Source organism: Enterobacter ludwigii (genome assembly GCA_023023105.1).
Taxonomy (GTDB): domain Bacteria; phylum Pseudomonadota; class Gammaproteobacteria; order Enterobacterales; family Enterobacteriaceae; genus Enterobacter; species Enterobacter adelaidei.
Genome location: CP083824.1, coordinates 579,875 through 593,864, shown reverse-complemented (window position 1 = coordinate 593,864; position 13,990 = coordinate 579,875). Strand labels below are relative to the sequence as shown.

The 13,990-nt window shown below is 52.8% G+C and carries 10 protein-coding genes and 2 pseudogenes; 5 read left to right on the top strand and 7 right to left on the bottom strand.

The window, feature by feature from the left end; translation table 11 throughout:
- The first annotated feature begins 425 nt into the window (after positions 1 to 425).
- A pseudogene (locus LCD46_02730) lies at positions 426 to 1,019 on the top strand (HNH endonuclease).
- A 34-nt stretch (positions 1,020 to 1,053) separates the two neighbouring features.
- A complete protein-coding gene (locus LCD46_02725; GenBank protein UOY71270.1) occupies positions 1,054 to 2,022 on the top strand; it encodes an IS5 family transposase in 969 nt (322 codons plus the stop codon).
- 44 nt (positions 2,023 to 2,066) lie between these two features.
- On the opposite strand, the gene LCD46_02720 is transcribed toward LCD46_02725, so the two are convergent.
- Positions 2,067 to 2,207 carry a hypothetical protein gene (locus tag LCD46_02720; protein UOY71269.1) on the bottom strand — a complete coding sequence of 47 codons (141 nt, stop codon included), beginning with the start codon at positions 2,205 to 2,207 and terminating at the stop codon, positions 2,067 to 2,069.
- Between the two features lie 89 nt (positions 2,208 to 2,296).
- On the opposite strand from LCD46_02720, the gene LCD46_02715 reads away from it, so the two are divergent.
- The gene (locus LCD46_02715; GenBank protein ID UOY71268.1) at positions 2,297 to 3,256 is read left to right on the top strand and encodes a hypothetical protein; all 960 of its coding nucleotides are present in this window, start codon (positions 2,297 to 2,299) and stop codon (positions 3,254 to 3,256) included.
- Here LCD46_02715 and LCD46_02710 read toward each other — a convergent pair.
- Positions 3,253 to 4,458: a hypothetical protein gene (locus LCD46_02710; GenBank protein UOY71267.1), complete on the bottom strand. Its 1,206-nt coding sequence runs from the start codon at positions 4,456 to 4,458 to the stop codon at positions 3,253 to 3,255. The two genes, LCD46_02715 and LCD46_02710, sit on opposite strands and share 4 nt — an antisense overlap.
- A 16-nt stretch (positions 4,459 to 4,474) precedes the next feature.
- Complete coding sequence (locus tag LCD46_02705; protein UOY72878.1) at positions 4,475 to 4,642, bottom strand: AlpA family phage regulatory protein; 168 nt, start codon at positions 4,640 to 4,642, stop codon at positions 4,475 to 4,477.
- A gap of 408 nt (positions 4,643 to 5,050) precedes the next feature.
- Here LCD46_02705 and LCD46_02700 point away from each other — a divergent pair, with 408 nt between their 5' ends.
- Positions 5,051 to 6,019 (top strand): IS5 family transposase, encoded by a 969-nt coding sequence (locus LCD46_02700; protein ID UOY71266.1) that lies wholly within the window; start codon positions 5,051 to 5,053, stop codon positions 6,017 to 6,019.
- A gap of 56 nt (positions 6,020 to 6,075) precedes the next feature.
- Positions 6,076 to 7,287, top strand: a pseudogene (gene cysS, locus LCD46_02695) (cysteine--tRNA ligase).
- A gap of 176 nt (positions 7,288 to 7,463) precedes the next feature.
- On the opposite strand, the gene LCD46_02690 reads toward cysS, so the two are convergent.
- The 4 genes from LCD46_02690 to LCD46_02675 are packed head-to-tail and all read right to left on the bottom strand — an operon-like array spanning position 7,464 to position 13,940.
- Positions 7,464 to 9,572, bottom strand: coding sequence for an HlyD family efflux transporter periplasmic adaptor subunit (locus LCD46_02690; GenBank protein ID UOY71265.1), 2,109 nt, complete (start codon positions 9,570 to 9,572; stop codon positions 7,464 to 7,466).
- A gap of 1 nt (position 9,573) precedes the next feature.
- Positions 9,574 to 10,923, bottom strand: a complete 1,350-nt coding sequence (locus LCD46_02685) for an HlyD family efflux transporter periplasmic adaptor subunit (protein UOY71264.1) — start codon at positions 10,921 to 10,923, stop codon at positions 9,574 to 9,576.
- On the bottom strand, positions 10,920 to 12,008 hold the full coding sequence (locus LCD46_02680; protein UOY71263.1) for an efflux RND transporter periplasmic adaptor subunit: 1,089 nt from the start codon (positions 12,006 to 12,008) through the stop codon (positions 10,920 to 10,922). The genes LCD46_02685 and LCD46_02680 overlap by 4 nt, the downstream gene beginning before the upstream one ends.
- Positions 12,009 to 12,020: 12 nt before the next feature.
- Positions 12,021 to 13,940, bottom strand: coding sequence for a TolC family protein (locus tag LCD46_02675; protein UOY71262.1), 1,920 nt, complete (start codon positions 13,938 to 13,940; stop codon positions 12,021 to 12,023).
- Between the last annotated feature and the right edge of the window lie 50 nt (positions 13,941 to 13,990).

Sequence of the window (13,990 nt, the reverse complement as noted above, 5' to 3'; positions counted from 1 at the left end):
CGCTGGCAGAGTGACCTGCGCCCTGATGTTAGTAATGTCTTCATAAGCCACATGAGGACATTCCCATGAAAAGGCGTTTTTCCGACTGGCGTAATTACTGCTGCCTATTATACAGAACTGAATATAAATACAGCGGTTTTGCGACAGGTAAAGTTGGGAAATACGAGGGGGATTAGGGAATGGGTTTGGGGGATACTGGTAAATCGCTGTCTTGAAAATCAGTCTTATTTTCCTCATCCAGAATTCTATTCTTTCGCTAAATTGCCTTTAACGACAAATCCGTCGCATCCAGCCCTTCTTCTCAGATCCCACAAAAATTCATCAAACCTATAGATTAACGATTTACATCACCCTGATTTTGTTATGTGATCCTGTTACAGGCTTTAGTAACGCCCTGCCCAGCCAACCGTAACAGGACTTCATCGATGGAATTTTATCAGGCCGATCCGACGCTTGAGAACTACTGGCGTGGTGTGATCCTCTTTGGAAGGAACGTCGCATCTTACAAATTTGCGCTGGCGTCGGCGTTGTATGAAGTGGATAAGACGGGCAGCGATTTGATTACGCTCGACCAGCTTGCTGTGCCGTTCAGCCGCTATCTTTGCGAGCACCTGAAACATGCGCCAAAACAGATCACCTCCCGCAGCAGCCAATTTCTGGAAACCTGTCTGAAGTTCAACCGAGGTGAAATCACCCACGCCCAGCTCATTGAAGCGACGGTGCGCCTTGGTTTTAACAACGTGATTGATGCCTTTCACTACGTGAACCAGGGCGAGATCGATAAACGTTTTTTCCTTGATGAGCGCAAAACCAACAACGGGATCCGCCTGACGGATAACTTTTATTTACTGGGCGAACGCCTGCAGTATAAAAACCTCGCCTTTGAAACCAATGCTCGCTGGAACCTGGTGGAACAGGCCTGGTCTATGGGGATTTCACGTAACCTTGTGGGCGTGGAGTTCGACGAAGATAATCAGCTGTTGTTCACGAGGGTGAACGCGCGTCGCGTAGACATCACCAGGGCTTTGTTGAATAAATCGAACTTTTGCTGAGTTGAAGGATCAGATCACGCATCCTCCCGACAACACAGACCATTCCGTGGCAAAGCAAAAGTTCAGAATCACCAACTGGTCCACCTACAACAAAGCTCTCATCAACCGTGGCTCCCTCACTTTCTGGCTGGATGATGAGGCGATTCAGGCCTGGTATGAGTCGGCAACGCCTTCATCACGAGGAAGGCCCCAGCGCTATTCTGATCTCGCCATCACCACCGTTCTGGTGATTAAACGCGTATTCCGGCTGACCCTGCGGGCTGCGCAGGGTTTTATTGATTCCATTTTTGCCCTGATGAACGTTCCGTTGCGCTGCCCGGATTACACCAGTGTCAGTAAGCGGGCAAAGTCGGTTAATGTCAGTTTCAAAACGTCCACCCGGGGTGAAATCGCACACCTGGTGATTGATTCCACCGGGCTGAAGGTCTTTGGTGAAGGCGAATGGAAAGTCAGAAAGCACGGCAAAGAGCGCCGTCGTATCTGGCGAAAGTTGCATCTTGCTGTTGACAGCAACACACATGAAGTTGTCTGTGCAGACCTGTCGCTGAATAACGTCACGGACTCAGAAGCCTTCCCGGGCCTTATCCGGCAGACTCACAGAAAAATCAGGGCAGCCGCGGCAGACGGGGCTTACGATACCCGGCTCTGTCACGATGAACTGCGCCGCAAAAAAATCAGCGCGCTTATTCCTCCCCGAAAAGGAGCAGGTTACTGGCCCGGTGAGTACGCAGACCGCAACCGTGCCGTTGCTAATCAGCGGCTGAGCGGAAGCAATGCACGGTGGAAATGGACAACGGAATATAACCGTCGCTCGATAGCGGAAACGGCAATGTACAGAATGAAGCAGTTGTTGGGAGATTCACTGACGCTGCGTGACTACGATGGTCAGGTAGCGGAAGCTATGGCCATGGTGCGTGCGTTGAACAGGATGACAAAGGCTGGGATGCCAGAAAGCGTGCGTATTGCCTGAAAATCCAGCCAGCTACAGGGTCGTTCGCACGAAATCTTATTTATTCAACAAAGCCCCATAATGCCAATCACCGGCTGGTAGCAGATAGTTTCGTTAAGGCGTTTCATGACTTCTACGGCAACATTTTTTGGCAGTAAATAAAGTGGAGAGTACATTTTCTTTAATTCATCATTGTGTCTCATCATTTCCTAATTCCTCTGATGGTTAAGCAAACTTGCTTGGTTCAGGAGCATGATATATATTTGAAGTAAATTTAAATTTTTCATGAGAAAGTATGAAAGAGAATAAACAATCAAAACCTAAAGATGAGATAATTGAATTTATCAGAAAGCATAAGAAAATATATGCAAACTTCACATCCTCCTTCACAAAAGAGGATTTAGTAAATGCATTTTATTGCAGGAAGTTGTTTTTTGATTGTGAAAGTGCGGTCAGGAGTGCGGAGAAAAACATTTTTGATTTTGACGGTAAAAAAATCTCAGACAATAAAAAAAGAATAATGAGAAATAAATTCATGAATAACTCTGACCACAGAGATGCGCTTGAGGCATTGTCGGCACGCATTAAAAACTTGGAAATTTTAAAGCATAAAAACAATGATCTTATTTCTTTTAGACCAACCACCAGACAGGTAGTAAAGAAGTTGACGTTTCTTGATGTTTTTAATGCATCGAAAAATGCACATAACACTACATCCGAGCTCTTTAGTTTTTTCAACCATTGCAACAAATATATTGATTTCACCCCTGACGATTTCCCATATAGCAGAAGCGTTAACCCTGAAATGATGGAAGAAATAAAAAAAATCAATAATTCAATTGTTAGAGCTATCCCAGAAAACTATCCTTATGCAGATGATACTATCGCCCTATCTAACTTGTGGCTTAGTTTAGATCTTCGTTATTCTGATGAGATCATTGTCAATCAACTGAAAGGGTTAATTGAAATTGAAAGAAAAAAATATCCACGCGCCGTACAAAATAATATAGATAAAATATTAGCAATTGAAAACATTAAGAGAAAGTTAAATGCGCTGGATGTTTTTATTATAATTGATGCCATTATACTCAGCGCAAACAAAAATGAAATACTCACAAACACTGAAATAAATAATGCACTTGAGTCACAAGATAACGGCACTCGCAATGTAAAAAACGCAATAGATTATTTCATGGACATACTTAACGGTAATCTTGATGATAATAATATCGCACCTTACCAAGATAGTATTTAACGTATCCACCGTGGGTAGCCTTCATCAGAGATATAAGAAGGTTTAACTGCAAAAACCTTAGCATATACAGTTAATATTGTATCTTTAGTTGATTCTAGGTTAGCACTAGATATTGAGAAATATTTCTTACAGTACCGTCGTGATATGGCAAGCACAGAAAACAGTGCGCGTACTCTTCGCGTTGTTGTTTTCCCATTGTCCATCGTCCTCACAAAATCTTTAAATTTAGACAAAAAACAATCAGGATCTCCTCGGAGATATGCATGAAAAAAAGCAAGTGAAATCATATCAAGATAACATGGAAAAAAAGTAACTCTTCTCCCTCTAAATTTTATTGTTTTATTTCTTAGAAATTCATCAACAAATTTAAGACAGTAAAGATAATCTTTTAGTTCTAAACGCTTGCATTCTTTTTTTAATAACTCAAAAATAATAACCTGATTAAATGTATCTGCGACGTCGAGGTTTCTTTTTTGACCATTTTTTAGTCTTGGCAATTTTCCTATTTTATAAAACATCGCATTTATCTCATCCTCTGAGTAATTTTTAGTGATGGCGTTAACAAGACTACACCGAATATCTTTTCTTTTTTTGTTTGCACTTTTACCATTAAACTCTTGAAATGCATTATTTTCAGGAATTTTATCTTTGTTCATTTTATTTATAAATGAAGGGGCAATCATGATATTTTCTACCACATTCATCCCACCTTTAGAATTCGGATATTTATGGCTTAAATCAATCTTAATAAAAGGAATCAGTTTATGTTCGTTTTTTTTATGTTTAGATAATATTTCCCCCCCAAGGAAATGGCTACATGCGAACTGCAACCGAGATTTAAGTTTATATAAATTAATTATTTCTGCCATATCCTCTAAGCTGTTAATCGAGTTTAATTGCAATGGGTTATTTTTAATAAAGCACTCTACGTTTAGCCAGTAAGAATGATGGTAAACTTCTATTTTGTCAGCCTCCTTAAGGATTCGCATACCGATCCCTTTGCATTTGTTTGAACAATATTTATTGTTTCTAGTTTCAGAAAAGTCAGCACCACAAACTTTACAACGAATTTCTTTCTTTACGTTTCTTCTATGACTCAGCTCCTTTCGTTTATTAAAATGAATATAACAAAGTCTGACCTTGTGCTCGTAACTGACAGGATCTATATTTAAATTGCATCCTTTTCTGCAACATATTGCCATCGTACCCCCTTCATATTCACATCACACGACTTTCCAGCCATTCGTTTACGTCACATAACCTCCAGCGAGAGCTTCTGCCAAGTTTTATTGGCTTCATGAATTTTCCATCCTGGATTTGCTTATAAATCCATTTATCAGTGACTTTCAGCGTTGCTGTTATCCACTTCATATCGACAAGTTGCATACCATTCGTTTCATTTCTTTCCACACCATGCTCCCTACACGTTGACCTTTTGTCAGATATTGGCCCTGCCAAACCAGAAAGTGCAGACAAAAGATCGACACCTGAATTGTCTTGACAATTTAACGTGAATATGAACTAGAGGAGGAAGGTGGCTGGCTATGTAGTCTTTGTAAGATGATCTGACAAAATGGCCTAAATTGATCATGCAAAAACACCAAATAGAAGGCTTTCTGTAAGCAAAGCGACATGCCACAAGCGGCTTTGTTACAAGGAGGTTGCTAGTGTTTTAATCTTAATTAATGGACAATATTAAATTATAAATCTATTAAACAAATATTTAATAGAATATTAAATACAACGTGGTTCACATGCACGAGACTTTGTTGAATAAATCGAACTTTTGCTGAGTTGAAGGATCAGATCACGCATCTTCCCGACAACGCAGACCGTTCCGTGGCAAAGCAAAAGTTCAAAATCACCAACTGGCCCACCTACAATAAAGCCCTCATCAACCGTGGCTCCATAACTTTCTGGCTGGATGATGAAGCTATTCAGGCCTGGTATGAGTCGGCAACGCCTTCATCACGGGGAAGACCTCAGCGCTATTCTGATCTCGCCATCACCACCGTTCTGGTCATTAAACGCGTGTTCAGGTTGACCCTGCGGGCTGCACAGGGTTTTATTGATTCCATTTTTACACTGATGAATGTTCCGTTGCGCTGCCCGGATTACACCAGTGTCAGCAAGCGCGCAAAGTCGGTTAATGTCAGTTTCAAAACGCCCACCCGGGGTGAAATCGCGCATCTGGTGATTGATTCCACCGGGCTGAAGGTCTTTGGTGAAGGCGAATGGAAAGTCAAAAAACATGGCCAGGAACGCCGCCGTATCTGGCGAAAGTTGCATCTGGCAGTTGACAGCAACACACATGAAATCATCTGTGCAGACCTGTCGCTGAACAATGTGACGGACTCAGAAGCCTTCCCGGGTCTTATCCGGCAGACTCACAGAAAAATCAGGGCAGCATCGGCAGACGGCGCTTACGACACCCGGCTCTGTCACGATGAACTGCGGCGTAAGAAAATCAGCGCGCTTATCCCTCCCCGAAAAGGTGCGGGTTACTGGCCCGGTGAATATGCAGACCGTAACCGTGCAGTGGCTAATCAGCGAATGACCGGGAGTAATGCGCGGTGGAAATGGACAACAGATTACAATCGTCGCTCGATAGCGGAAACGGCAATGTACAGAATGAAGCAGTTGTTGGGAGATTCACTGACGCTGCGTGACTACGATGGTCAGGTTGCGGAGGCTATGGCCCTGGTACGAGCGCTGAACAAAATGACGAAAGCAGGTATGCCTGAAAGCGTGCGTATTGCCTGAAAACACAACCCGCTACGGGGGAGACTTACCCGAAATCTGATTTATTCAACAAAGCCGGCTATAAGCTGAAATACGTGCGCAATATCACCGATATCGACGACAAAATTATCAAACGCGCCAATGAAAACGGTGAGAACTTTGTGGCGCTGGTCGACCGCATGATCGCCGAAATGCACAAAGATTTTGACGCACTGAATATTGTGCACCCGGACAGCGAGCCGCGTGCGACGCACCATATCCACGAGATCATCGAAATCACTGAACAGCTGATCGCGCGCGGTCACGCCTATGTGGCGGATAACGGCGACGTGATGTTCTCTGTGCCGACGGACCCACACTACGGCCAGCTGTCGCGCCAGGATCTTGACCAGCTGCAGGCGGGCGCTCGCGTGGACGTCGTTGATGTGAAGCGTAACCCGATGGACTTCGTGCTGTGGAAGATGTCCAAGCCGGGCGAGCCGAGCTGGACATCGCCGTGGGGCGAAGGACGTCCGGGCTGGCACATTGAGTGTTCCGCAATGAACTGCAAACAGCTGGGCAACCATTTCGATATTCACGGCGGCGGTTCGGACCTGATGTTCCCGCATCACGAAAACGAAATCGCCCAGTCTACTTGTGCCCATGACGGCGAGTATGTGAACTACTGGATGCACTCCGGCATGGTGATGGTGGATCGCGAGAAGATGTCCAAATCACTGGGCAACTTATTTACTGTGCGCGACGTGTTGAAATATTACGATGCCGAAACCATTCGCTATTTCCTGATGTCCGGTCACTATCGCAGCCAGTTGAACTACAGCGAAGATAACCTCAAGCAGGCACGCTCGGCGCTGGAGCGTCTGTATACCGCGTTGCGCGGCACCGACAAATCTGTCGCGGCGGCCGGTGGCGAGGCGTTCGAAGCGCGCTTTGTCGAGGTGATGAACGATGACTTCAACACCCCGGAAGCCTATTCCGTGCTGTTTGATATGGCGCGTGAAGTGAATCGCCTGAAAGCAGAAGATATGGCGGCGGCGAATGCGCTGGCTTCCCATCTGCGTAAGCTTTCTGGCGTGCTGGGTCTGCTGGAGCAGGAGCCGGATGTCTTCCTGCAAAGCAGCGTAAAGGCGGATGACGGCGAAGTGGCTGAGATTGAAGCCTTGATTCAGCAGCGTCTGGATGCGCGTAAAGCGAAGGACTGGGCGGCGGCAGATGCGGCGCGCGACCGTCTCAATGAGATGGGTATCGTGCTGGAAGATGGCCCGCAGGGGACGACCTGGCGTCGTAAGTATTTTTTTCTTAGGTTTCTGCTTTTCCCCCTCACCCTAACCCTCTCCCTCAAGGGAGAGGGGACCGAACGTGCTCGCATTTTTGGGGGGATCCCTCACAGCAAGGGGAGAGCGGTGCGGATTTGTCCCCCAGACCTTGCCGAGAAAGACACTGCCGGGACAATCCCGCACGGCACTTATCCCTCCTTACCGAACCCCGTTTGCTGAATCAGCATCAACATCGCGCTATTTATCCAGCCGTGGGCGAAGCTCTGCGGCTCGCTGCTGACGTCCACCTGCACGCGCTGCTCCTGGGTGAGTGGCCGGGTCGACGTTCCCTCAATCACCACCCGATACCAGACTGCCGCCGGGCGCAGTTCCTTCGCTGCAAGCGTCGGGTTAAGCGCAACGGGGCCGCCGTGAGGCTGGGCCAGCATCAGGTTTGGCAGGCGTTTTACCGCATCGTGGTCGATAGCGACAATTGTGCCCTGCACTGTCTGCCATTGCCCCTCGACATACACCTTCGCCTTCGCCTGAGGGCGCAGACGCGACAAATCGGTCTCGCTCACCAGCGCTTTCACCCGCCAGTGATACGGATCTACCACGCTGGCGATGCGGGTACCCGGCGACACCCAACTGCCCGCGTGCAGCGTCTGAACCACGTCATGCACCACCCCTTTTTGCGTTGCCAGCAGTTGCAGGCGTTGCAGTTCAACGACGCTGGCCTGTTGCTGAGTGGCATACTGGCGCGCCATCTGCTCGGCGAGCACCTGTTTTGCTGCTCCGTCTTTATTCAGCGCCATCGCGCCACGGGCACTGGCCTGCCAGGCCTGATTCAGCGCCTGCGCCTTTGCTTTTTCATCGCCGGGAAGTGGGGCCACCAGCTCAAAGAGCGTCTGCCCGACGGTGACCGTATCTCCATCTTTTACCCGCACCTTCTCAAGCTGGGCGGCGTACGGGGTATAGACAGGTTGTGCGACGCCCGCCTCCATCACCCCGTGCAGCGACACCTGCCTGGACCAGGGCAAAAACACGGTCAGCCCGAGGGCCAGCAACATGATGCACAGGCGCAGAAGCCGCGCGGGTTTTACTTCCTGGCGACGCATATGCCAGATCCTCAGTTCACGAAACAGGGGGTGCACCACAAACGTGATGATTTCAATAAAAAACAGCACCAGGCCGAGCGCTTTGAAAAACGCGTGATAGACCACCAGCGCGATGCCGATAAACAGCGTCAGGCGATAGATCCAGGTGGCGAAAGCAAACAGGGTCAGAAAGCGGGAAAAGGCGGGCGAAACGTTATCTGGCAGGGGATCGTCCAGCCCCAGCAGATGCCCGCGCATCCAGCGTTTTGCCCAGTTGCCCGCGCGCTCATGCAGCGCCGGATAATCCAGCCAGTCGCTCAGAATGTAATAGCCGTCAAAGCGCATAAACGGGCTGGCGTTAACGGCGACCGTCATTACCCAGGCGGTGGTGGCGAGAAAAAACAGCGCGTTTTTGACGTTTCCTTCCGGCGCAAAGCTCCAGAACAGCGTCGCCCAGCCTGCCAGCATCAGTTCGGCCACGATCCCGGCGCTGGCAATCGCCAGCCGGTGCTGCGAGCGGGACAGCTTCCAGCTCTCTCCGGTATCGGTATAGGCCATCGGCCAGAGCACCAACAGGGCGACACCCATATGGCCGACGCGCACGCCATGCCGGGTTGCCACAAACGCGTGCCCCAGCTCATGCCAGCATTTCGAGAAAATCAGCGCCACGGCAAACGCCAGCGCGCCGTTCCAGCTAAGCGCCCCGTGCAGCGCTGCCTGTACGCTATCCCACTGGCGAGCCGCCAGCACCAGCCCGCTAAGTGCCGCAAGCAGCGTTACCAGCAAAAAAGGTACGCTGAACAGCCAGCAGACCCAGGGTAAAAAGCGGCGCAGGGCTTTTTCCGGGCGAATCAGCGGCAGGCGAATAAACAGATAGCCATGCAGAATGCGTTTCCACAGCGGGGGGCGAGATTTAAAGCTGCTGTGGCGTAACAACTGCTGCTGTTGCAAAAAACGCAGGAAGAGGGTGACGTCCTCCTCTTCCACCGTCAGCGTGGTTTCCCGGCTGATGGCCTCGGCAATCTGAGGCGCGCTACCCAGCGCCCAGCGGCGAACCATCTCAAATTCCAGCCAGCCAAGGCGGAAAAAGAGGTTACGCACCGGATCTGCCAGATGCCAGGCAGGGGAACCGTCCCGATTATTGCCCGCCGGGTGGATGTGTAATTCATCGCGCAGCGGCGGCAGGGTGGCTGCCGGGGAAAGCGCCGTCATTGGCTGCATATCAGAACCCACACCAGGCGCGGGCGGTCGCCAGTGGACGACGGAAGATAAGATAACCCAGCACGCTCCACTCCCCGGTTACGCGGGCGGTCCCCTGCAGGCCGATACGCGCCAGCGCCGAGGGTTCGCTCAGGGAACCGCGCAGCAGATAGCTGGCGACACCGTTGGGTGCCTCTACGGCTTCATAGCCGGCGTAATCCAGCTGTGCATTCAGTGGGTGCAGCGGGTCGACCTTCAAAAAGACGGTCATGGGGGCGTGCGCATTCAGGTTGGTGGATTCCGCCACCGGTGCCCAGGCGCGGATGCCCAGCCGGGTGGGGTCAGCCAGCAGGCCAATACGCTCGCCCGTTTGCACCGGGCGTCCGGCCCAGTCATCCGGATCGCTATAGACAAACACGCCGCTGCTTTGGGCGCGAATCGACAGTTTTTCCAGCTCTCGTTGCAGGGAGGCTACCTGCACTTTCTGCTCGCGCCATTTGCCCTCAGCCAGCGCCAGCTCGGCCCTGGCATTCTGATCTTCAATCGCCTGCTGGGACGACTGGTGCATGTTGAGCGCGGCGGTGGCAAGTTCTGCCTGGGCAATCGCCAGGCGATTTTTTAAGGTCGTGTCATCCAGTTCTGCCAGCACCTGGCCTGCGGTGACGGCGGTGTTCGGAGCAACCGTCATCCGGCGGATCACGCCGTCGCTGGGGGCGGCAATAACCTCGCTGTTAAGTGAAATCACCTCGGCAGGCACCAGGGTGTATTCGCGAATCGGGATCAGCAAAATGGCGACAAGCAGTACCAGCACGAGGGCAATACGCTTTCGCACGGAGGTTGGCAGCAGGCGCTGCAGGCGCGAAGGCCGCGCCGCCAGCGTCCACCACGCATAACCGTACAGGCTGGCAAGCTGGAGCAGGGTATATTCCGGGCTTTCGACGCTCAGTTGCACCGGCCATGGGGTGTCGCGCGCCAGGATAAGCAGGGCGTGAAGTTGCCCATTCGGCCCGGCCAGCGCCAGAACCCAGACGTGGGCCGGTAGCCACTCATCCCACTCCTGCGCCAGCGATGGGCTGAGCTGGCCTGCGCTGAGCGACATGACCCGCGCCCCTTCCGGCAATGCGGCACACTGCGGCGCGATCGCTTTCGCCACGGCGGCAAGCCACAGGGCATACGGGGTATTGCGGTCGGTATCGCTCAGCCCGGAGTGCGCAACCAGTTGGGCGCGCCCGGTGGCGGTATATTTCAGCAGCGCGGCCTGACGGTAGTCCACCAGCGCCCGCGTTTCGTTACAGATAATAAAGCCCAGCTCTTCCGGGCTGTGTGCGGCTTTGACGCGGCCCATCAGGGCATAGAAGACCGAAGCACTCACGAACGGTTCGCCCCGCTGGCACAGGTCGGCATATCTTGCGGGCAGACCGGCGTCGCGCGCCCGCTCATGCCCGGCAGGATCTCTTTGACGTTATCGACAAACTGGGTTTCGATCTCAATGGTCTGGCTCACCGCATCGACGCGTCCGCTAATGTGCGAGACGGTCATCTGATAGTGCTGGCCATTTTCACCCACCACGGCATCGAAGCGGGCGCCGGTCGTCAGCCAGTTCATCCAGCTTGAAGGCACGTTCAGTCGGGCTTTGCGGTTGCCATTGCCCACCAGATCGATGACCGGCGCGCCTGCGCCAATCCCCTGGCCCTCTTTGACATAGATGCGGGCAATTCGGCCTTCGAAGGGCGCGGTAAAGCGGCACTGTGCCAACTGGGCGTCGAAAATCTTAATCTGGCTGCGGGTCCGGTTGACGTCTGCGGCGGCCAGACCAACCTCCAGCGCCCCTGCTGAGTCCAGCCCCTGCAGCTTGGCTTTGGCCTCGTATTTGATCTGGGCGGCGCTGAATTCCGCCTCCGCCGCGTCTTTACGCGCTTTCAGTTCGCTGCAATCGAGGGTCGCCAGCAGTTTTCCGGCTGCGACGTTATCGCCCAGCTGTACGTTTACCTGCATCACGCGGCCTGCCACCACGCTCGACAGCGGGCTCTCTTTATCGGCCATCACCAGAAAACGCACCTGCGCCGGGCCTTGTTCCACGGCAGCGGTCTCCGGCACGGGCTCGCTGGCGGCGACAGGGGCGCTTTTCTCAACGGCGACCGGTGGTGGGGTTATCTGCGTGGTTACCGTCTCTGTTGTGACGGATTCTGAGGGCGCGGCCGATTCCGTGGCAACTGCGGGTTCCTGAGCGACAGCCGCAGGTGCAGATTCCGGCGTTGCCACGGGTTCCTGTGCGACGGTAGCAGGTTCCGGTTCTGCTGTTGAGGCAGGCGCGGCTGTCGGCTCCGCCACCGCTGGCGCTGCCTGTTCCGTGCTGGTGGCAGAGACCGCCGGAGCCGTATCCTCTGCCAGCGCGCTGGCGCTGAATGCCAGCGCGATGATGGCGCCCATGCGCCAGTCGTAATGACGTCTTTTCATACCTGTACCTGCTTAGGGATTATTGGCCGTCGCCATGGTGGAACCGCCTGCGTACTTATTCAGGTCGGACACCACGGACAGCGCGGCAGCCTCAGCCAGTGCACTCACGGAACGGGTGTTCACGTCATTGGGCAAATAGCTGGTGTAGTGCTGTTTCAGCACCGACGCTCCCTGCGGGTTTACCACGGTGATATCCCACACACCGCGCAACGTATTTTGGGCGTGACCCACATTCAGATTCATCTCCAGGCGATAGCTGTTCGGACCACTGCCCACCACCAGTTGGTTGGTGTTAAGTACGCGGGTGACCGATTGATAAATCACATTTTTATTGACGGCAGCAGGCAGGCGACCAAGGGTCACATTCACCGGATGACGGGTGACCACCGCATCGGCGCTCTGGGTAAAGACATGTTTTTCTCCGGCGACCAGGCTCTGGTGAATTTGCTGCGACAGGCTGGCGAGATCGGTGTTCTTCACGGTTTCTGGCAGCAGGTCGATCCCCACCGAGTTCAACACGCGGCCATAGGCGGACTGCGCCTGGGCATAAGAAGCGGCCTCCTGGAAGCGCGAGACCACGGAGCGTGCCTGGGTGCGCAGCGACTCCAGTTCGCTGGACAGGGAATTGCTCGCGCTCGCGCGGGAGATACTGGCCAGACGCTGGTCGACGCGGGCGGATTCCTGCGCGATTTGCAGGTCGTAAACTGCCAGCTTGTAGCGTTCAACGGAAACGCGTACCTGGGTCAGGATTGCCATGCTCAGGGCCATACGCCGTGCTTCATCCGTCTGCAGACGGGCGTCGTTGGTGCGGTTGATGGCCGGTGCTCCCAGCAGTTTGAACAGATTCATCGACACGCCCATGCCACCCTGAATCCAGCTGCTGTTGTAGAGATATTGGTTAGAGTCGTAGCTGATGCCACCAAACAGGTTCAGGTTGGGGAACAGCGAGGCAATTTGCCGTTTGGTTTCCAGTACGTCGATGCGGGTTTTGTAATCCTCTTCACGCAGCTCCGGGCGGCGTTCGAGCGCCATTTGCTCCAGGCTATCCAACTGGGTCGGTACCTGCGACAGCGCCGGGTTTGTCACGTCCTGTAATTTGAAGTCGGTGTTCGGCGGCAGATTCAGCAGGGCAGCCAGCTCGCTTTTGGCCATCTGCATTTCCTGGCGCTTCTGGTTTAACAGCGAGACCGCGTCCAGCAGCGCGCGCTGGTATTCCAGCCCTTCAACGGGAGGCAAAATGCCTGCGCGTTCGGCTTCACGGGTTTTATTCAGCGCAATCTGGATGTTTTCCGCCAGCGGCTGGGCTTCATCCAGCAGACGCTGTGCCCCCAGCGCACGCCACCAGGCATCGCGCACCTCCTGTACGATGTTTTGCAGCACTTTGCGGCGGCGTTCTTCGGCGATATTGACGTTATCCGCCTGTTGTTTGGCGCGATAGTAGCTCATCCCGAAATCCAGCACGTCCCAGGAAAGCGTCGCGTCGGCGAGGTAATGGTCGCGCTCCTCAGAGGTGGATGGGCGCAGGCTGACCACCCGGTCTTCGATACCGATACTGGTGCCGCCGGAATCATTGTCGCGCCAGCGATATCCGGCATCGGTCATCAGTTTGGGCAACATATCCTGGCGCGATACATCCAGCAGGCCGCGCGACAGGGCGGTCTCCATCAGTTTCAGGCGGTAGTCGAGGTTGTATTTCAGCGCGCGCGCCATCGCGTCTGACAGGGTCAGCGGGCCGGAAAGCGGCTGCTGATCGCGATACATGTTCAGGCGATCGTTGTTAACGCGTGCGGCGATTTCATCCTGGGTTAAAGGTTCCGGTTTTACGGAGCCACAGCCGCTGAGCAGGACCAGGCAGATCAGGGCGGAAATCCGCGCCATCACCGGCACCGGGCGGGTTGCATTCAGCGATACGGTTGTTGTCGTTATCATCATTATTGTGCTTTTAGTTTCAGGTTAACGAACCGGCGGCCCTGGGCTTCGCC